This window comes from Sphingomonas sp., assembly GCF_017304635.1.
In the GTDB taxonomy this organism is placed as follows: Bacteria; Pseudomonadota; Alphaproteobacteria; order Sphingomonadales; family Sphingomonadaceae; genus Sphingomonas.
Genome location: NZ_JAFKMA010000001.1, coordinates 790,892 through 809,338 on the forward strand (window position 1 = coordinate 790,892; position 18,447 = coordinate 809,338).

19 protein-coding genes are annotated in these 18,447 nt (G+C 67.2%); 9 read left to right on the forward strand and 10 right to left on the reverse strand.

The features are described 5' to 3' along the window. Nucleotides 1-214: 214 nt before the first annotated feature. Nucleotides 215-844 (reverse strand): carbonic anhydrase, encoded by a 630-nt coding sequence (locus J0I47_RS04005; protein ID WP_294045140.1) that lies wholly within the window; start codon nt 842-844, stop codon nt 215-217. 65 nt (nt 845-909) lie between these two features. On the opposite strand from J0I47_RS04005, the gene lipA reads away from it, so the two are divergent. Both lipA and J0I47_RS04015 read left to right on the forward strand, forming a co-directional pair. After that, on the forward strand, nt 910-1,833 hold the full coding sequence (gene lipA / locus J0I47_RS04010; RefSeq protein WP_294045141.1) for a lipoyl synthase: 924 nt from the start codon (nt 910-912) through the stop codon (nt 1,831-1,833). Further along, nucleotides 1,833-2,309 carry a type II toxin-antitoxin system RatA family toxin gene (locus tag J0I47_RS04015; protein WP_294045142.1) on the forward strand — a complete coding sequence of 159 codons (477 nt, stop codon included), beginning with the start codon at nt 1,833-1,835 and terminating at the stop codon, nt 2,307-2,309. Before lipA ends, J0I47_RS04015 begins: the two co-directional genes overlap by 1 nt. On the opposite strand, the gene J0I47_RS04020 is transcribed toward J0I47_RS04015, so the two are convergent. Genes J0I47_RS04020 through J0I47_RS04030 form a run of 3 tightly spaced genes read right to left on the reverse strand, consistent with a single transcriptional unit; the run spans nt 2,252 to nt 4,442 of the window. Further along, a complete protein-coding gene (locus J0I47_RS04020; RefSeq protein WP_294045143.1) occupies nt 2,252-2,773 on the reverse strand; it encodes a CinA family protein in 522 nt (173 codons plus the stop codon). The two genes, J0I47_RS04015 and J0I47_RS04020, sit on opposite strands and share 58 nt — an antisense overlap. After that, entirely contained in the window at nt 2,770-3,309 is a 540-nt protein-coding gene (locus tag J0I47_RS04025) for a hypothetical protein (protein ID WP_294045144.1), read from the reverse strand. Before J0I47_RS04025 ends, J0I47_RS04020 begins: the two co-directional genes overlap by 4 nt. An 11-nt stretch (nt 3,310-3,320) precedes the next feature. Continuing rightward, complete coding sequence (locus tag J0I47_RS04030) at nt 3,321-4,442, reverse strand: bifunctional 2-C-methyl-D-erythritol 4-phosphate cytidylyltransferase/2-C-methyl-D-erythritol 2,4-cyclodiphosphate synthase (RefSeq protein ID WP_294045145.1); 1,122 nt, start codon at nt 4,440-4,442, stop codon at nt 3,321-3,323. A gap of 78 nt (nt 4,443-4,520) precedes the next feature. Here J0I47_RS04030 and dusB point away from each other — a divergent pair, with 78 nt between their 5' ends. The 7 genes from dusB to hflX all read left to right on the forward strand — a co-directional run bounded on the left by dusB (nt 4,521) and on the right by hflX (nt 13,604). After that, the gene (gene dusB, locus J0I47_RS04035; RefSeq protein WP_294045146.1) at nt 4,521-5,519 is read left to right on the forward strand and encodes a tRNA dihydrouridine synthase DusB; all 999 of its coding nucleotides are present in this window, start codon (nt 4,521-4,523) and stop codon (nt 5,517-5,519) included. Further along, complete coding sequence (locus J0I47_RS04040; RefSeq protein WP_294045147.1) at nt 5,488-6,570, forward strand: ATP-binding protein; 1,083 nt, start codon at nt 5,488-5,490, stop codon at nt 6,568-6,570. The genes dusB and J0I47_RS04040 overlap by 32 nt, the downstream gene beginning before the upstream one ends. Continuing rightward, on the forward strand, nt 6,567-8,009 hold the full coding sequence (ntrC, locus tag J0I47_RS04045) for a nitrogen regulation protein NR(I) (protein ID WP_294045148.1): 1,443 nt from the start codon (nt 6,567-6,569) through the stop codon (nt 8,007-8,009). Before J0I47_RS04040 ends, ntrC begins: the two co-directional genes overlap by 4 nt. Nucleotides 8,010-8,071: 62 nt before the next feature. Beyond that, nucleotides 8,072-10,333 carry an ATP-binding protein gene (locus J0I47_RS04050; protein ID WP_294045149.1) on the forward strand — a complete coding sequence of 754 codons (2,262 nt, stop codon included), beginning with the start codon at nt 8,072-8,074 and terminating at the stop codon, nt 10,331-10,333. After that, the gene (locus J0I47_RS04055; RefSeq protein ID WP_294045150.1) at nt 10,330-11,700 is read left to right on the forward strand and encodes a sigma-54 dependent transcriptional regulator; all 1,371 of its coding nucleotides are present in this window, start codon (nt 10,330-10,332) and stop codon (nt 11,698-11,700) included. Before J0I47_RS04050 ends, J0I47_RS04055 begins: the two co-directional genes overlap by 4 nt. Nucleotides 11,701-11,790: 90 nt before the next feature. Next, entirely contained in the window at nt 11,791-12,318 is a 528-nt protein-coding gene (gene hfq / locus J0I47_RS04060) for an RNA chaperone Hfq (protein ID WP_294045151.1), read from the forward strand. Beyond that, nucleotides 12,315-13,604, forward strand: a complete 1,290-nt coding sequence (hflX, locus tag J0I47_RS04065; RefSeq protein ID WP_294045152.1) for a GTPase HflX — start codon at nt 12,315-12,317, stop codon at nt 13,602-13,604. The genes hfq and hflX overlap by 4 nt, the downstream gene beginning before the upstream one ends. 9 nt (nt 13,605-13,613) lie before the next feature. On the opposite strand, the gene J0I47_RS04070 is transcribed toward hflX, so the two are convergent. The 6 genes from J0I47_RS04070 to metG form a co-directional block, all read right to left on the reverse strand. Continuing rightward, nucleotides 13,614-13,853, reverse strand: a complete 240-nt coding sequence (locus J0I47_RS04070; protein WP_366809718.1) for a hypothetical protein — start codon at nt 13,851-13,853, stop codon at nt 13,614-13,616. A gap of 85 nt (nt 13,854-13,938) precedes the next feature. Then, nucleotides 13,939-14,724, reverse strand: coding sequence for a nucleoside triphosphate pyrophosphohydrolase (gene mazG, locus J0I47_RS04075; protein ID WP_294045153.1), 786 nt, complete (start codon nt 14,722-14,724; stop codon nt 13,939-13,941). A 39-nt stretch (nt 14,725-14,763) separates the two neighbouring features. Further along, nucleotides 14,764-15,366: a TIGR02281 family clan AA aspartic protease gene (locus J0I47_RS04080; protein WP_294045154.1), complete on the reverse strand. Its 603-nt coding sequence runs from the start codon at nt 15,364-15,366 to the stop codon at nt 14,764-14,766. Next, nucleotides 15,363-16,133, reverse strand: a complete 771-nt coding sequence (locus tag J0I47_RS04085) for an MBL fold metallo-hydrolase (protein WP_294045155.1) — start codon at nt 16,131-16,133, stop codon at nt 15,363-15,365. The genes J0I47_RS04080 and J0I47_RS04085 overlap by 4 nt, the downstream gene beginning before the upstream one ends. Beyond that, nucleotides 16,130-16,909: a TatD family hydrolase gene (locus J0I47_RS04090; protein ID WP_294045156.1), complete on the reverse strand. Its 780-nt coding sequence runs from the start codon at nt 16,907-16,909 to the stop codon at nt 16,130-16,132. Before J0I47_RS04090 ends, J0I47_RS04085 begins: the two co-directional genes overlap by 4 nt. Then, nucleotides 16,906-18,435, reverse strand: coding sequence for a methionine--tRNA ligase (gene metG, locus J0I47_RS04095; protein WP_294045157.1), 1,530 nt, complete (start codon nt 18,433-18,435; stop codon nt 16,906-16,908). Before metG ends, J0I47_RS04090 begins: the two co-directional genes overlap by 4 nt. Nucleotides 18,436-18,447 lie beyond the last annotated feature (12 nt).

Sequence of the window (18,447 nt, forward strand, 5' to 3'; positions counted from 1 at the left end):
CTGACCGCGCCCGGTCGATCGCCACGGCATCGCATCTGGATCCCCGCCTGCGCGGGGATGACGAGAGGACTGAAACTGACGGCATTGATGAATGTCGATCCGGCCCAGGCGATGCGGTCCGGCCGCTACCCTCGTCAATTTCGTCAACTTTGGCGGCGCGCGATGACGCGCGAGGCCGATCCTTACCCCCGTCAATTTCGTCAAGTTTGGCCGGTCAGACCGGCGCGAACTCGCCCGATTCGTCCATCACGTGCAGCACGCCGTCGCGGATCGCGAAATACGCCCCGCGCAGCGCCAGCTCCCCCGCCGCCTCGCGTTCGGCGACGAACGGAAAGGTGCGCAGGTTGGCGATCGACACGCGCACTGTCTCCAGTTCCAGCGCGCGCGTCGCTTCGGGGCCGGTGCCGTGCTCGCAGACCACCTTGGCGCGGGCATCGTGCAGCATGTCGACCCAGTGCGCGACGAACCCGCCTTCGCCCGGGGGAGCGCCGTCGAACACGCCGGTCAGCGACGCCTGGACGCCGCCGCACGAGCCGTGGCCCATCACGACGATCTCCGGCACTTCAAGCTGGGTGACGGCGAACTCGACCGCCGCCGACACGCCGTGCCGCCCGCCGCCGGTCTCGAACGGCGGCACCAGGTTGGCGATGTTGCGCACCGTGAAGATCTCGCCGGGCACGGTGTCGAAGATCTGCGCGGGATCGACTCGGCTGTCGGAGCAGGCGATCACCATCACGCGCGGGTTCTGGCCTTCGCGCAAATCGGACCAGCGGTCGTGGTGCCGGCGATACTCGCTGGTGCGGAAGCGGTGATAGCCGTCGATGAGGTCGTTGAAGTCGGTCATGGCGCGGCTTTGCCAAGTGGCGAGGGGGGTGGCAAGGCGCGCTGCGCATCGCTATCTGCGGCGGCATGAACGAAATATCGCCCGTCCTGCGCGAACCGCGCGTCCGCAAGCCCGACTGGATTCGCGTGAAGGCGCCCGGTGGCAGCGCGTTCGCCGAGACGAAATCGCTGATGCGCCGGCTCAATCTGGCGACGGTGTGCGAGGAAGCGGCCTGCCCGAACATCGGCGAGTGCTGGACCAAGAAGCACGCGACGGTGATGATCCTGGGCGACACGTGCACGCGGGCCTGCGCGTTCTGCAACGTGAAGACCGGCATGCCACGCGCGGTCGACCCGCTGGAGCCCGAGCATGTCGCGGTCGCGGCGGCCGAGCTCGGGCTGGAGCATATCGTGGTGACGTCGGTCGATCGCGACGACTTGCCCGACGGCGGTGCGGCGCAGTTCGTCAAGGTGATCGAGGCGCTCCGCCGCAACACACCCTCGACCACGATCGAGATCCTGACGCCCGATTTCCGCAACAAGAGCGTGGCGGCAGTCGAGGCGATCGTCACGGCGCGGCCCGACGTCTACAACCACAATCTGGAGACCGTCCCGCGGCTCTATCCGACGATCCGGCCGGGCGCGCGCTACTACGCGTCGCTGCGTCTGCTGGAGAGCGTCAAGCGGCACGATCCGTCGATCTTCACCAAGTCGGGCGTGATGCTCGGCCTGGGCGAGGAGCGGCTGGAGGTGCATCAGGTGATGGACGACATGCGCTCGGCCGATGTCGATTTCCTGACGATGGGGCAGTATCTCCAGCCGACCCCGCGCCACGCCAAGGTGCAGGACTTCGTGACGCCGCAGGCGTTCGACGCCTATGCCGCGATCGCGCGTGCGAAAGGCTTCCTGCTGGTCGCGGCCTCGCCGCTGACGCGGTCGAGCTATCACGCGGGCGACGATTTCGCCAAGATGAAGGCGGCGCGAGAGGCCCAGCTCGCGCGTCGCGGCTGATGCCGCGCCACGCCGAAACGCGCCGGCTGCCCTACGCGCCGGAGCAGATGTTCGACCTGGTCGCCGACGTCGCGCGCTATCCGGAGTTCCTGCCCTGGGTCAGCGCGATCCGGGTGCGGTCGAATTCGACGACCGAGATGGTCGCCGACATGATCGTCGGCTTCAAGGGGCTGCGCGAGACCTTCACGTCGAAGGTGCGCAAGAGCCGGTCGGACAGCATTCATGTCGACTATCTCGACGGACCGCTCAAATACCTGACCAATGACTGGCAGTTCCGCGCGGCGCCGGGCGGGTGCGAGGTCGATTTCGCGGTCGACTTCGCCTTCAAGAACCGCGTGTTCGAGATGATGGCCGGGCAATTGTTCGGCCAGGCGCTGCGCAAGATGATCGGCGCGTTCGAGGAACGCGCGGCGATACTCTACGGCGCGGACGCCTCGGGCGGCATCAGAAGCTCCAGCGCGCACAGCGCCGCCTGAAGCCGCACTCCGCCGCGGCCGAGATCGCCGAAATCCCTGCGATCGGCGACCACTTCGGACGGATCGGCATCCCGCTCGGCGCGGGCGAAGACGACGGTCCCGACCGGCTTCTTGTCGCTGCCGCCTGCCGGCCCGGCAACGCCGGTGATCGCCACGGCCACGTCGGCCTGCGTTGCCTCCAGCGCACCCTGCGCCATCGACCAGGCCGTCGCGATCGACACCGCGCCGAACGTATCGAGCACGTCGCTGCTGACGTTGAGCAGGTCGCGCTTCGCCTCGTTCGAATAGGTCACGAGCCCGCCCAGCAGCACCTCGGACGATCCCGGTATCTCGGTGATCGCCGCCGCGACCAGCCCGCCGGTGCAGCTTTCGGCCAGCGCGACGCGGCGACCGATGGCGCGATTGCCCTCGACCACGCGGCGCGCGGCCTCGACGAGTTCGGCAGGGAGGATGGTATCGGTCACTTCGCCGCCGATATAGGGACGGCGGGGCAGATCGTGAACGGGGCGTCGTTGGCCTTGCCCTTGTCGCGCATCGCTTCCTGCGCGATCACGACGATCAGACTGGCGGTATTGGCCGGCGGCAACGGCGCGAGCTGAGTCGCGAGGCGATCGACCAGCACGCAATCGGCGGGCTTCATCTTGTCGGTCGCCATCTGCGCGATCATGGGCCCGATCATCGGTCGCAGCATCGCCGGGTCCACGCCCTTCATGTCGGCGCTACCGATCTTGGCGATCGCCAGGCTCGCCTGCGGCCACGCCGCGTCCGCCGCGACGCGATAGCGCCCGACCAGCGCGCCGAGGCCACCGCGCAGCGTCGCGTTCGGCGCGAGTTGCGCGGCGCACTTCTGACCCACCGCGTCGATCGCGTCGGGCGCCACGGCCAGGAACAAGGATTGCGCCTCGCTTTCGGTCAGGCACGGCGCCGTCGCCGCCTGCGCCGTCGTCGCGGCGATGCCGAGCCACAGCGTGGCAACTGTCGCGATCGTCTTCGTCCTCATCTGTTTCCCTCTCAAATCCGTATCGTCACGATGGCTTGTGCCGCGATTCCTTCGCCGCGACCGGTGAAGCCCAGCCGCTCGGTCGTCGTCGCCTTCACGCTAATTTGGTCGATGCTCAGCCGCAACAACGCGGCGATACGCTGGCGGATCGGCTCGCGCCACGGGCCGATCTTGGGCGCCTCGCAAATGATCGTCAGGTCGACGAAATCGATGATGCCACCCGCAGCCGTGACCAGCGACGCGGCATGTCGCAGGAACTGGCCCGATTCGGCGCCGCGCCACTGCGGATCGCTCGGCGGGAAATGCGTCCCGATATCGCCCGCCGCGATCGTGCCCAGCACGGCATCGGTGACGGCGTGGAGCGCGACGTCGGCGTCGCTATGCCCCGACAGACCCTTGTCGTGCGGAATCCGTACTCCGCCGAGCCACAATTCCTCACCCGCGACCAGGCGATGGACGTCGTACCCGCTGGCCGTGCGAACGCGCATCCTTGTCCCCAATCGAACCTCGGCGAGCGCAAGGTCGCCGGGATAGGTGATCTTGTCGAGCAACGGGTCGCCTGCCACCATCGCCACGGCCTGTCCGGCGTGGCGGAGAATCTGGGCGTCGTCGGTCGCCTCCTCATGCGACGGCCACGCATCGTGAGCCGCGACGATGGCGGCATAATCGAACGCCTGCGGCGTCTGCACGCGAGCCAGTGAAGAGCGATCGACGATGTCGCCGAGCGTATCGCCGGCCATCGCCAGCGTGTCGGCGACGGGGAGTACCGGGACTGCGCCGGGCGAACCGTCGAGGGCGTCGAGCAGCCGATCGATCACCGCCGTCGGCACCAACGGCCGCGCCGCATCGTGGATCAACACGCGCGCCGCGGTGCCGATCGCGACAAGGCCGTTCCGGACCGACTCGCGCCGGCTCGCGCCGCCGACCGCGGTTTCGCCGACGACCAGGGCTTCGTCGCCCGGCGCGACGACCGTCAGGACGCGGTCGATCCGCGGATGATCGGCGAGCGCACGCCGGCTGTGTTCGACAAGGGATAACCCGTTGAGCAACTGGAACTGCTTGGGCACATCGCCGCCCGCGCGCCTGCCCTTGCCGGCGGCGACGATCAACGCGACGGTATCGGTGGACCCCATGCCGCCGCGCCTAGCCAAGTCGCGCGCGCCTTGCCAGCGACAACGTCAACCGCTATGCGCTGCCCGATTTTTAGGCACATGACGAAACTCGCGCCCATTCAGGTCGGTCCGGTCCGGATCGAGACCCCCGTGATCCTCGCGCCGATGACCGGCGTGAGCGACCTGCCGTTCCGCCGGCTCGTCCGCCGCTTCGGCTCGGGACTCAACGTGACCGAGATGATCGCGAGCCAGGCCGCCATCCGCGAGACTCGCCAGTCGATCCAGAAGGCGATGTGGGACGCGATCGAGGAGCCGGTCTCGATGCAGCTCGTCGGCTGCACGCCCTACGAAATGGGCGAGGCGGCGAAGCTGGCCGAGGACAAGGGCGCGGCGATCGTCGACATCAATATGGGCTGCCCGGTACGCAAAGTGACGAACGGCGACGCCGGGTCGGCCCTGATGCGCGACCTGAAGCTCGCTGCGGCGATCATCGAGGCGTGCGTGAAGGCGGTGCGCGCGCCGGTGACGCTGAAGATGCGGATGGGCTGGGACCACGACCGCCTCAACGCACCCGAGCTCGCGCGGATCGCCGAGGATCTCGGCGTCCGGATGGTCACCGTCCACGGCCGCACCCGCAACCAGATGTACAAGGGTTCGGCCGACTGGGCGTTCGTCCGCTCGGTCAAGCAGGCGGTGAGCGTGCCGGTCATCGTCAACGGCGACATCTGCTCGGCCGTGGATGCGGTGTCGGCGCTCGAGCAATCGGGTGCGGACGGCGTGATGATCGGCCGCGGATCGTACGGCAAGCCGTGGCTGCTCGCGCAGGTGATGGCGTACCTGCAATCCGGCCGCGACGTCACCGAGCCGTCGATCGGCGAGCAATATGACGTGATCGCAGGGCATTACGCCGAGATGTTGGCGCATTACGGTAACGAGATCGGCGTCAACATGATGCGCAAGCATATCGGCTGGTACACCAAGGGCCTGCCCGGGTCGGCCGAGTTCCGCAACACGGTGAACCAGGAACCCGACCCGCGCCGCGTGCAGGCGATGCTCGCCGAATTCTATGCGCCCTGGCGAGCCCGCGCTGCTGCCTGAGGCGCTGACCGCGCCCAGTTTCGGCGAGTTGTTCGCCGGACTGCCGATCGCGATCCTGGTGGTCGATCCCGACGGCCTGGTCCGCAACGCCAACGGCGAATGCGAGCTGCTGCTCAACCTGTCGGAGCGGGCGATGCGCGGCCTGCCGCTGACGCACGTGCTGACGCCGCCGCCGGGCGCGGGCAGCGATGGCGAGGGGCGCGGGGTGTCGGCGTTCGATTACGATATCGGCACCGATCGGACCGGGCGGCTGCGCGTCGATTATATCGAGACCGCGATCGTCGATCGCCCCGGCTGGCGCGCGATCACGCTGCATCCCGCGGGCGGCGCGCGGCGCGTCGGGCAATCGGCGGAGCGCGGCGGCGCGCGCGCGGCGATCGGCGCGGCGGCGATGCTGGCGCACGAGATCAAGAATCCGCTGTCGGGCATTCGCGGCGCGGCGCAACTGCTGGCGGCGGAGGGGGCGGGGCACGAACTCACCTCGCTCATCACGACCGAGGTCGATCGCATCGCCGCGCTGATCGACAAGATGCAGGACTTCACCGGCCGCGCACTCGCGCCGCAGCCGCACAACATCCACGCTCTGCTCGACCACGCGCGCCGCGTGGCGGCGACCGGATTCGCCAGCGGTGTCGCGATCGAGGAGAGTTTCGACCCCTCGCTACCCCGCGTGCTGGTCGATGGCGATGCGCTGTTGCAGATCGTCATCAACCTGTTGAAAAACGCCGCGGAAGCGCTCGATGGCGTCACGGCGCCACGCATCCAGCTGCGTACCGCTTATCGTCACGGTCTCGCGGTCGATGCCGGTCCGGGCCAGCCGCGCCGTGCGCTGCCGATCGAGCTTTGCGTCGCCGACAACGGTCCCGGCGCGCCGGCCGACATCGCCGATCACCTATTCGAGCCGTTCGTATCGGGCAAGCCGGAGGGGCAGGGGCTCGGTCTCGCGCTGGTCGACAAACTGGTCCGCGATATGGGCGGCGTGGTGCAATATGCGCGGGAGGGCGTGCCGGAGATGACCGTGTTCCGTATCCTGCTGGCACGCGGCGAATGAGCCGCGGAGGCAACATTCTGATGCTGGACGACGATGCGGCGATCCGCACCGTCGTCGCCCATGCATTGCGCCGGGCGGGCCATCAGGTGATGTCGACCGCGAGTCTCGCCGAGTTCGACCGCGCGCTGCGCGACGTCACCCCGGACGTGGTGGTGACCGACGTCGTCCTGCCCGACGGCAACGGGCTCGACATGGTCGCGGGGCTCGCCGAAGCCTATCCGCAGTTGCCGGTGATCGTGCTGTCGGCGCAGAACACGCTGACCACGGCGGTACGCGCGACCGAGGCGGGGGCGTACGAATACCTGCCCAAGCCGTTCGACCTCGACGACCTAACGCGCGCGGTCACAGGAGCGCTGGCACGGCGCGGGAACGACGATGCGGTTGCGCTCGACGATGCCGATGCCGATGCCGCACTGCCGCTGATCGGCCGCTCGCCGGCGATGCAGGATGTGTACCGGGTGATCGCGCGCGTGATCTCGAACGACCTGACGGTGCTGGTCTCGGGCGAGTCGGGGACCGGCAAGGAACTGGTCGCGCGCGCGATCCACGACCTTGGCCGACGCGCCAAGGCGCCGTTCGTCGCGATCAACATGGCCGCGATCCCGCGCGAGCTGATCGAGGCGGAGCTGTTCGGTTACGAGCGCGGCGCCTTCACCGGCGCGCAGGCGCGGACCGCCGGACGGTTCGAGCAAGCGGCGGGCGGCACGCTCTTCTTGGACGAAATCGGCGACATGCCGATCGAAGCGCAGACCCGGCTGCTTCGTGTGCTGCAATCGGGCGAGTTCACCACGGTCGGCGGCGCCCGCACGATCAGTGCCGATGTCCGCATCGTCGCCGCAACCAACAAGGACCTGACGGCGCTGGTCCGCGGCGGACAGTTCCGCGAGGACCTGTTCTATCGCCTCAACGTCGTGCCGCTGACGCTGCCGGCGTTGCGCGAGCGGCGGCAGGATGTGACGTTGCTCGCACGCCACTTCCTAGACCGCGCCGTCGAGCAGGGATTGCCGCGCAAGGCACTGAGCACCGATGCGATCGCCGCGCTCGAGGCCCATGACTGGCCCGGCAACGTTCGTGAGCTCGAGAACATCATGCGACGCCTCGCCGTCCTGACGCGCGACGAGACGATCACGGCGAGCGACCTGCGCGACGTGTTGATGCCCGGTGCTGGCGGCACGATAGCCAGTGAGCCGGGCCTCGCCGCGGCGGTCCACGCGCGCATCGATCAGTTGGCGCGCGAGCATCCGGCCGGGATCGATGACGGTACGCTCTACGATCGCATCATCGCCGAGGTCGAGCGCCCGCTGATCGAAGCGATGCTCGCCCGCCATGGCGGCAACCAGTTGCGGGCAGCGCGAGCGATGGGGATCAACCGCAATACGTTGCGCAAACGGCTCGATACGCTGGGCATCCTGCCCGACGGCGCGCCGGACGGGGGCTGAGTCGCGACGACTTTCGCAATTATGTGTTTTCCTGGACACGCCGGCGTTGTAATCGTGCAACGATGAGCGGCGTGCCGACCCTTGGCGAGCGAACGGCGTGGCGCCGTTTGCGTGTCACACCGGCGGTCGAACTGTTTGTGCTGGCGGTGGCGATCGGTATCGGGATCGTCACCTATTTTGCGGTACGGGGCGGGGCAACGCGGCAGCAGCTGTTGACGCCGCCGCTGGTCGCGCTGCTGCTGATCGCCAACCTTGCGCCGCTGGTCGCAATCATCATCCTGGTCGGGCGGCGGATCGCGCGGCATCGCGCAGCGCGATCGGATGCGCGGGGCGAGGGTCGCTTGCACGTCCGCCTGGTCGCATTGTTCTCGATCATCGCGACCGTTCCGACCATTCTGGCCGTGCTCTTCGCGTCGGTGATGTTCCAGTACGGCGTCGAGTTCTGGTTGTCGGACCGCGTCGCCGCGGTGTTGACCAATGCGCGCGATCTCGCCCGCGAGTCTTACGAACAATCGCTGTCGCGATGGAGCAACGAGGCGGTCGCGACGGCAGGTGACATAGCGGGAAACTTCGGCTCCACCCTCAGTAAGACGACCGACCCCGCCGCTCTCGTCAAGGCGCACGAGGCCCAATATGGCCTGACGCTGCCCGACTACCTGCTGCAACAACTCTACAATCGCAATCTGTCCGAAGGCGCGCTGTTCACCGTCGATGGCAGCAACGTGCAATTCATCGCGCGCGTCGATCCCTATGGTGACGCCGCGCAGCAGATCGATCCGGTCGGGGTGTCGTCGGTGCTTCACGACGGCAAGCCCGTCATCACCGTGAAGGGCAATCGCATCCGGATGCTGAGCCTGGTCCCCGGCAGCAAGCAGGTCCTGCTATACGTCGGCAAGGTCAGCGACGGCAGCATCAGCGATCGCCAGACCAAACGTTTCACCGACGTCGTGACCGACTTCAAGGCGTTGCAGGCGCGCGCGCGCGCGCTGCAGTTGCAGTTCAATGCCGCCCTGCTCGTCGTCGCGCTGTTGATCGTCATCATCGCGGTGTGGATCGCGCTGGTCGTGGCGGATCGCCTGGTACGGCCGGTGGGCGAGATGGTCGGCGCGGCGCGACGCGTGGCGGCGGGCGACCTGACGGCGCGTGTGCCCGACCGGCATACCAATGACGAGATCGGCACGCTGGCCAGCGCGTTCAACGCGATGACCGGGAGGCTGGAACAGCAGACCGGAGCCCTCGAAAGCCGGCGCGCGCTGATCGAGGCAGTGATGTCGGGCGTGTCGGCGGGCGTCATCTCGGTCGGTGGCGACGGCGCGATCCGGCTCATCAACGCGTCGGCGGCGGAGTTGCTGCGGCTCGACGCGACGCAGGCGGTTGGCGCGACACTCGACGTCGTGTCGCCCGACCTTGCCGAAGCGATGGCGAGCGGCACGCGCGATTCGATCGTCCAACTCACCGCCGGCGGCGAGGCGCGCACGCTGGCGGTGCGGATCACCGGCGACGAGGACGGCCGCGTGCTCACGTTCGACGACATCACGCAGCAACTGCTCGACCAGCGCCGCGCCGCCTGGTCGGACGTCGCGCGGCGCATCGCGCACGAGATCAAGAACCCGCTGACCCCGATCCAGCTCGCCGCCGAACGCCTCCAGCGCCGCTACGGCAAGACGGTGGCGCCGGAGGATACCATCTTCGGCCAGTTGACCGACACGATCGTCCGCCAGGTCGGCGACCTGCGGCGGATGGTCGACGAATTCTCTTCGTTCGCGCGCATGCCCAAGCCGGTGTTCCACGAGGAATCGTTGATCGACCTCGCGCGCCAGGCACTGTTCCTGCACGAAGTCGCGCACCCGGCGATCCGCTTCACGCTCGACACGCCCGACAGCGCGCCGCTGGTCTGCGATCGCCGCCAGATCGGGCAGGCGCTGACCAACATCGTCAAGAATGCGGTCGAGGCGATCGAGGCGCGCGACGATGCCGCGGATGGCGAGATCGCCGTCACGCTGCGCACCGACACGCCCGACGCCAATCACCTGACGCTCGAGATCGCCGACAACGGCATCGGCCTGCCCGTCGAGCGCGACCGCATCGTCGAGCCGTACATGACCACGCGCGCCCGCGGCACCGGGCTCGGCCTCGCGATCGTGAAGAAGATCATCGAGGAACATTGCGGCACGATCGCCTTTGCCGATCGCCCGGGCGGGGGCACGGTCGTGACGATTGTGTTCGACACCGCCGCGCTGACCGCTTTGCTCGACACCGCGCCCGAGCCCGCCGCCGGAACCGGCGACGGCGCACTCGCCATTCTTACCAGGACAAGATCATGAGCCTCGACATCCTCGTCGTCGACGACGAGCAGGACATCCGCGAACTCGTCGCCGGCGTGTTGCAGGACGAAGGCTATGAGACGCGTGCGGCGGGCGACAGCGACGCCGCGCTCGACGCGATCGCGACGCGGCGGCCAAGCCTGGTGCTGCTCGATGTCTGGCTGCAAGGGTCGCGATTGGACGGCCTCGACCTGCTCGACGAGATCAAGCGGCGCGATCCGTCGATCCCGGTGCTAGTGATCTCGGGTCACGGCAATATCGACACTGCGGTCGCAGCGATTCGACGCGGCGCGGTCGATTTCATCGAGAAGCCGTTCAACGCCGACCGCCTGCTGCTGATGGTCGCCCGCGCGACCGAGACCGAGCGGTTGCGACAGGAGGTAGCGACGCTGCGCGCGGCGACCGGCCGCGACACCGACCTGACCGGGAGTTCGGCCGCGATCAACACTGTCCGCGCGACGCTGAAGCGCGTGGCGGGGACCGGCAGCCGCGTGATGATCGTCGGATCGGCGGGCGTCGGCAAGGAAGTCGCCGCGCGTCTGCTGCATAGCTGGTCGACTCGCGCGCAGGGGCCGTTCATCGTCGTTAGCGCCGCGCGGATGACGCCGGAACGCGTCGAAGAGGAGTTGTTCGGAATCGAGGAAGCGGGCGACCTCGTCCGTCCCGGCCTGCTCGAACAGGCGCATGGCGGGACGCTGTTCCTCGACGAGATCGCCGACATGCCGATTGCGACGCAGGGCCGTATCCTACGCGTCCTGACCGACCAGAGCTTCACTCGCGTCGGCGGCCAGCGCACGGTCAAGGTCGATGTCCGCGTCGTCTCGGCGACCGCGCGCGACCTGATGGCGGAGATCGCGGAGGGGCGGTTCCGCGAGGACCTCTATTACCGCCTCAACGTCGTGCCGGTGCTGATCCCGCCGCTGACCGACCGGCGTGAGGACATTCCGGCGCTGGTCGAGCATTTCGTCGCGCACTACGCCAACGAACGCCGCGTACCGACCCCCGAAGTCGCCGACGACGCACTGGTCGCGCTGCAAAGCTACGAATGGCCGGGGAACGTCCGCCAGCTGCGCAACGTCGTCGAACGCACCATCATCCTCGCGCCCGGCGATCGCATCGGCCGGATCGACGTCGACCTGCTGCCGTCCGAAGTGTTGGGCGGGGCGGGCGAGGGGGCGGGAGCCTCGGCGATGATGGGGGCGCCGTTGCGAGAGGCGCGCGAGACGTTCGAGCGCGAATATCTTCGCGTCCAGATCCGCCGCTTCTCGGGCAATATCTCGCGAACCGCGACCTTCATCGGGATGGAACGCTCGGCGCTGCATCGCAAACTCAAGCTGCTCGGCATCACCGATACGCGCGACGAGTGATTCGCGCCGCTGGACGTAACGGTACCGACATCATACATTGCCACGGCACGTACCAAGTGGGTGCGCGTTCGGACGCCGGGAACCGGCGCCGTGCGGGGCACGTCCCGCCAAGAGCAAGGACCGATAATGGCCGAAAAGCAGACTTCCCTCCAAGACCTCTTCCTCAACGCGCTGCGCAAGTCGAAAACTCCTGTCACGATGTTCCTCGTGAAGGGCGTCAAGTTGCAGGGCATCGTCACGTGGTTCGACAATTTCAGCGTGCTGCTGCGCCGCGACGGGCAGAGCCAGCTGATCTACAAGCACGCCATCTCGACCATCATGCCGTCGAACCCGATCGATATCGACGCGATCGTCGATGCGGTGGGCGAAGCGCAGAAGAAGACGCCGCTGTTGCAGGAGATTTTCCTCAACGCGGTGCGCAAGTCGGACGACAGCGTGACCATGTTCCTGGTCAACGGCGTCATGTTGCAGGGGCATATCGCCTCGTTCGACCTGTTCTGCATGCTGCTCGAGCGCGAGGGCATGGCGCAACTGGTTTACAAGCATGCGGTGTCGACCATCCAGCCCGCGCGTCCGCTGAATCTGGCTGAAGACTCAAGCGATTCAGACGATCATTGACCACCGGATTTGAACGCGATCGCGACGATTTCGCGCGGGGCGCCCGCGCGATCGTCGTCCTGCCCGACCAGGGCAATGCTCGCCGCGACGCCGATGCGCGACTGGAGGAGACCGCCGGTCTCGCCGCCGCGATCGGCGTCACGGTAGCAGAAAAGCTCGCCTTTCGCGTCCGCGCACCCAAGCCGGCGACGTTGATCGGCTCGGGCCAGGTCGAGCAACTCGCCGCGCAGGTGCGGATGGAGGAGGCGGGGCTGGTCGTGTTCGACGCCAGTCTGACGCCGGTGCAGCAGCGCAACCTCGAAACCGCGCTCGAAGCAAAGGTGATCGACCGTACCGGGCTGATCCTCGAAATCTTCGGCGAGCGCGCGGCGACCGCGGAAGGGCGGTTGCAGGTCGAATTGGCGCATCTCGATTATCAGGCCGGGCGGCTGGTGCGCAGTTGGACTCACCTCGAACGCCAGCGTGGTGGCTTCGGCTTCCTGGGCGGCCCCGGTGAAACGCAGATCGAGGCCGACCGCCGACTGATCCGCGACCGCATGGCACGGTTGCGCAAGGAACTCGACCAAGTCAGCCGCACGCGTGGCCTGCATCGCGATCGCCGCCAGCGCGCGCCATGGCCGGTGATCGCGCTGGTCGGCTATACCAACGCCGGAAAGTCGACGCTTTTCAATCGCCTGACCGGATCCGACGTCATGGCGGAAGACCTGCTGTTCGCGACCCTCGACCCGACGCTCCGCCAGATTTCGCTGCCCGGCATCGACAAGGCGATCCTGTCCGACACGGTCGGCTTCGTCTCCGAACTGCCGACTCAACTGGTCGCGGCGTTCAAGGCGACGCTGGAGGAAGTGGTGTCGGCCGACCTGCTGATCCACGTCCGTGATATCGCGCATCCCGACAGCGAAGCGCAGCGCGCCGACGTCGAGGCGGTGCTGGCGGAGATCGGCGTCGCCGAGACGACCCCGCGGTTCGAGGCGTGGAACAAGCTCGACCTGCTCCACGGCGAAGCGCGCGACGACGCGCTGACCGATGCCGCGCGGCGCGACGACGTCGTCCCCATTTCGGCGATCAGCGGGGAGGGGGTCGAGGACCTCCGCCGCAAGGTCGCCGCCAAGCTGACCGCCGGCCACCGCCGCTACACGATCACGCTCGATGCATCGGACGGGGCGGGGGCGGCTTGGCTGCACCAGCATGGCGAGGTGCTGGGACAGGATGTCGAGGGCGACCGCGCGACCTACGACGTCCGCATGGCCGAGCGCGACTGGGATCGATTCCAGCAGCGCGACTGAACAACCGCTTCAGGCGATGCGAAGGTGCCGTGCCATCTTCGCGCGGAGCAATCGCACCAGGTCCGGGTCCATGAACGCGTAATCGTCTGGTATGTCGAGGCAGACGATCCGCCGATCGCCGATCGCATCGCGGAAACGCGCCTGCACCTTGGTGCGATGCGCACGCTCCATCACGTAGATCGCATCCGCCCATTCGACGAGGTCCGCGGTCAGCGGTGTGTCCGCGTCGCGATTGGTGTCGGCGGACATGACCTCGATACCGGATGATCGGCAAAGACATGCTCGGCGGTCGGGCTGCGCGGCTTGTTCTGACTGCAAACGAAGAGAAGGCGTCTCACGCGGAAAGGGCGCCGGCTCGTTTCACACGCTGCCACAACGCTTCCTGCTCCTCGAGCGTGCGCGTGGCGAATGCCGTGTCGGCGGCTTCCATCGCGCGAAAACGGCGCTCGAACTTGTCGTTCGCGCCGCGCAATGCCGTTTCGGGATCGACGCCCAGCTTGCGCGCCCAATTGACGACGGCGAACAGCAGGTCGCCGATCTCCTCCTCACGCTCGGCATCGGTATGGGCGCCTTCGACTTCAACGACTTCCTCGTCGATCTTCCCACGCGGACCATCGGCATCGGGCCAGTCGAACCCGGTCCGTGCGGCGCGCTTCTGCAGCTTTTCCGCGCGCATCAGCGCCGGGAGGCCGACCGCCACACCAGCGAGCGCACTGACCGGCTGCGGATCGGCCGAGCCCTTTACGGCGCGCTCGTCCGCCTTGATCTGTTCCCACAGATGATGGCCGCCCTCGACCGCGTCGCCGAAGATGTGCGGGTGGCGACGCTCCATCTTGTCGCTGATCGCGGCGATCACGTCGCCGAGCGCGAACGCGCCGGCTTCCTCGGCCATGCGGCTGTGAAACACGACCTGAAGCAGCAAGTCGCCGAGTTCGTCCTTCAGGTTGTCCATGTCGTCGCGCGCGATCGCGTCGGCGACCTCGTACGCTTCCTCGATCGTGTACGGCGCGATCGTCGCGAACGTCTGCACCGTGTCCCATTCGCAGCCGCGCTCCGGGTCGCGCAGCCGCGCCATGATCGCAACGAGGCGGCCGATATCGACAGGGTGGTCCCCGCTCACCGTGCATCTCCTGGAACGATAATATACATTATGTAAAACTCATTGTGGATTAGGAGTGAGGATGAGCGTGCCCCCCTCGACCCGCCACGATTTGAGCTTGGACAGGAAACTCATACCCAACACGTCGGTATTGCCGAACTCGCTCGCGACCGCGGCCGGCGCATCGCGCGCGGTGATCGATCCGATCGTCAGCGTCGCGATCCGTGCCGGTTGCGCCGTGACCATGCCGTTGGCCGTGTCGAGCACCAGGGGCGGCCCGGATGCGTCGACCGCGACTTTCGCCGCGGCGGCGGTGTCGGTCGACAAACTGGTGTAGCTCGCGCCGCTGTCGACCATCAGCGATCGCTCGACGCCGTTGATGCCGGCGCGGACGTAGAAATGCCCGTCCTCCGCGATCGGGACGCGGACTTCGCCGCCGACGACCGACTGGTCGCGACCGAAGAACAATTCGTGCGCGCCCGACACCAGCCAGTCGTTGCGGTTGACCAGCGCGATCACGCCGAGTCCGATCGCGAAGATCCCGATCCAGGCCGCCGCCATCACGCCGATCCGCCCGATCGGCAATCGTCGCGCGAGCAACGCCGACAGCGGCAGGACCAGCAGCATGACGTAGAAGATCGCGTTCTCGGTCTGATCGTTCATCGGCCGACCTCGATTTCCAGTCCGTCATGCCCCGGCACGACGCCGGGCGGCAGCTCGGCGAGCAGCGTCGCATAGTCCATCGACTGGTCGAGATGCGTCAACACCGTCTGTCGGGGCGCGAGTTCGGCAATCCACGGCAAGGCCTGGGCGAGGTGCGGATGGCTGGGATGCGGTGCGCGGCGCAGGACGTCGACGATCCACACGTCGAGACCTTGATAAAGTGCATGCATGTCGGCTGTTAAATCATGGAAATCCGTCGCATATCCGATCACGCCGCCATCGGCCATGAACCGCAGCCCGGCCGAGGTGATGTTCGCATGCGGCTGATCGACCACCGTCAGCGCGATATCGCCGATCGTCAGCCGGTCCGGCAGCAAATCGAGCGTCGCGGTCGGCGGATAGCCATCCTTGCCTTCGAACACGTAGGCGAAGCGATCGCGCAACACCGCCGCCGTCTCCGCGCGCGCGAACCCACGGACGGGCGCTCGCATCGCGTGATAGATTTGCCGCAAGTCGTCGATGCCATGCGTGTGGTCGGCATGGTCGTGCGTCCAGATCACCGCGTCGACCTGATCGATTTCCGCGGCCAGCAATTGCTCGCGCATGTCCGGCCCGGTGTCGACCAGGATACGCGTCGTCGCGGTCTCGACCAGGATCGACGCGCGCGTTCGGCGATTGCGGGAATCCGCAGGGTCGCAGGCGCCCCAATCGTTACCGATCCGCGGCACGCCGGAGGATGTCCCGCAGCCGAGAATGCGGACCTTCACGCCAGCGTTTTCGCGAACAATCGGTGGAAATTGGCGCGCGTCGCCTCAGCCAGCGCCTCGGGCTCCTCCCCCCGAAGCGCGGCCAGAAAACGACACGTGTCGGCCACGAAGGCGGGCTCCCCCGTCTTCCCCCGGTTGGGCACCGGCGCTAGGAACGGCGCGTCGGTTTCGATCAGCAAGCGATCGAGCGGCAGGCGCTTGGCGGTCGCTTGCAGATCGGTCGCGTTCTTGAACGTCACGATACCGGAAATGGATATATAAAGTCCTAATTCCAATGCCTTGTCGGCAAACTCTCCACTCGCGGTGAAGCAATGGATGACACCCGGATAGGCGCCCTGCTCCATTTCGTCGCGCAGGATCGCGATCGTGTCGTCCTCGGCGTCGCGGGTGTGGACGACGATCGGCAGCCTGGTCTCGCGGCACGCAGCGATGTGCGCGCGAAAGCTCGCCTGCTGGCGGTCGCGGTCGGAATGGTCGTAATAATAATCGAGCCCGGACTCGCCGATCCCGACCACGCGCGGATGCGCCGCTCGCGCGATCAGCTTTGCCGTATCGATATGCGGATGCTGGTCCGCCTCGTGCGGATGGATGCCGACCGTCGCCCAGACATCCGGCTCGCGCTCGGCGACGGCGACGACGTCGTCCCATTCGCGTTCGCGGGTCGAGATGTTGAGCATCGCGACCACCCCGCGCTCCCGCGCACGGGCGAGCACGGTATCCTGCTGCTCGGCCAACCCTTTGTAATTCATATGACAATGGCTGTCGGCAAGCTTCACACCGCCATCTCCAGCCGCGGGAACACGCCGCTCGGCACCGGCAGCGCGATGCCGCTTTCGATCGGGCGATCGAGCGCGGCGAAGTCGCGAACGTCCGTCCCCTGCCCCAACAGGTCGAGCAGCTTGTCGGCACTCTCCGGCATCACCCAGCGGGTCATCAGCGCTAGGCGGCGGATCGCTTCGGCGGTGTAATAGAGGATCGTGTCGGCGCGCGCCGGATCGGTCTTGCGCACCGCCCAGGGCGCCTGGTCGGCGAAATACTGGTTGGCGTCGCGCGCCGCGGCCCAGATCGCCTCGAGCGCGGTATGGATCGCAAGCTCGCCCATCGCGGCGTGCATTCCGGCTTCGGCCGCCTTCACGCTCTCGACCAGTGCTTCCTCGGCCGCGGTCGGCTCCCCCGCCGCCGGCACCGCCGCGCCGTTCTTGGCGATGATCGACAGGCAGCGCTGGGCGAGGTTGCCGAGGTTATTGGCCAGGTCGGCATTACACCGCGTGACGATCGCCTCTTCCGAATAGCTGCCGTCCTGCCCGAACGACACTTCGCGCAGCAGGAAGTAGCGCAGCGGATCGACGCCGAAGCGATCGGCCAGTTCGATCGGGTCGGTGACGTTGCCCAGACTCTTCGACATCTTCTCCCCGCGGTTGAGCAGGAAGCCGTGTCCGAACACCTGCCGCGGCAGCGCGATCTTCGCACTCATCAGGAAAGCCGGCCAGTAAACCGCATGAAATCGCACGATATCCTTGCCGATCAGGTGCAGATCGGCCGGCCAGTATTTGCCGAGCGGACCGTCGAAATCGGGATAGCCGATGCCGGTCAGGTAATTGGTCAGCGCGTCGACCCATACGTACATGACGTGTCCGTCGCTGCCGGGCACCTTGACCCCCCAGTCGAAACTGGTGCGCGACACCGACAGGTCGCTGAGGCCACCCTCGACGAAACGCAGCACTTCGTTGTGCCGCGCTTCGGGCCGGATGAAGTCCGGGTTGGCGGCGTAATGGTCGAGCAGCGGCTGTTGGTATTTCGACAGGCGGAAGAACCACGTCTCCTCCGCAGTCCACTCGACCGGCGTGCCCTGCGGCGACAGCTTTGCGCCGCCCTCGCCCGCGACCAGTTCCTTCTCGTCGTAGAACGCTTCGTCGCGAACCGAATACCAGCCTTCGTAGCGATCGAGATAGAGGTCGCCGGCATCGGCCATCGCCTGCCACAGCGCCTGGCTGGCGGCATGGTGATCGGGCTCGACGGTACGAATGAAACGATCGTACGAGATGTTCAGACGATCATCCATCACCTTGAAATAGCCCGACATCTCATCGGCCAGCGCGCGCGTTTCGACACCGCGGTCTCGCGCGGCCTGGACCATCTTGAGCCCATGCTCGTCGGTGCCGGTCTGGAACCGCACGTCGCGGCCCGACAGCCGGTGGTAGCGCGCGATGGCATCGGCGGCGATCGCTTCATAGGCGTGACCGATATGCGGGCGACCGTTGGGGTAGCTGATCGCGGTGGTGATGTAATAGGGCTCGGCCATCGCCCTGCCCTA

What these genes read in the sequence shown, in the direction of transcription:
- J0I47_RS04005 (WP_294045140.1), bottom strand. Translation starts at nt 844, where the DNA reads ATGACCGACTTCAACGACCTCATCGACGGCTATCACCGCTTCCGCACC.
- lipA (WP_294045141.1), top strand. Translation starts at nt 910, where the DNA reads ATGAACGAAATATCGCCCGTCCTGCGCGAACCGCGCGTCCGCAAGCCC.
- J0I47_RS04015 (WP_294045142.1), top strand. Translation starts at nt 1,833, where the DNA reads ATGCCGCGCCACGCCGAAACGCGCCGGCTGCCCTACGCGCCGGAGCAG.
- J0I47_RS04025 (WP_294045144.1), bottom strand. Translation starts at nt 3,309, where the DNA reads ATGAGGACGAAGACGATCGCGACAGTTGCCACGCTGTGGCTCGGCATC.
- J0I47_RS04030 (WP_294045145.1), bottom strand. Translation starts at nt 4,442, where the DNA reads ATGGGGTCCACCGATACCGTCGCGTTGATCGTCGCCGCCGGCAAGGGC.
- dusB (WP_294045146.1), top strand. Translation starts at nt 4,521, where the DNA reads ATGACGAAACTCGCGCCCATTCAGGTCGGTCCGGTCCGGATCGAGACC.
- J0I47_RS04040 (WP_294045147.1), top strand. Translation starts at nt 5,488, where the DNA reads ATGCGCCCTGGCGAGCCCGCGCTGCTGCCTGAGGCGCTGACCGCGCCC.
- ntrC (WP_294045148.1), top strand. Translation starts at nt 6,567, where the DNA reads ATGAGCCGCGGAGGCAACATTCTGATGCTGGACGACGATGCGGCGATC.
- J0I47_RS04050 (WP_294045149.1), top strand. Translation starts at nt 8,072, where the DNA reads ATGAGCGGCGTGCCGACCCTTGGCGAGCGAACGGCGTGGCGCCGTTTG.
- J0I47_RS04055 (WP_294045150.1), top strand. Translation starts at nt 10,330, where the DNA reads ATGAGCCTCGACATCCTCGTCGTCGACGACGAGCAGGACATCCGCGAA.
- J0I47_RS04070 (WP_366809718.1), bottom strand. Translation starts at nt 13,853, where the DNA reads ATGTCCGCCGACACCAATCGCGACGCGGACACACCGCTGACCGCGGAC.
- J0I47_RS04080 (WP_294045154.1), bottom strand. Translation starts at nt 15,366, where the DNA reads ATGAACGATCAGACCGAGAACGCGATCTTCTACGTCATGCTGCTGGTC.
- metG (WP_294045157.1), bottom strand. Translation starts at nt 18,435, where the DNA reads ATGGCCGAGCCCTATTACATCACCACCGCGATCAGCTACCCCAACGGT.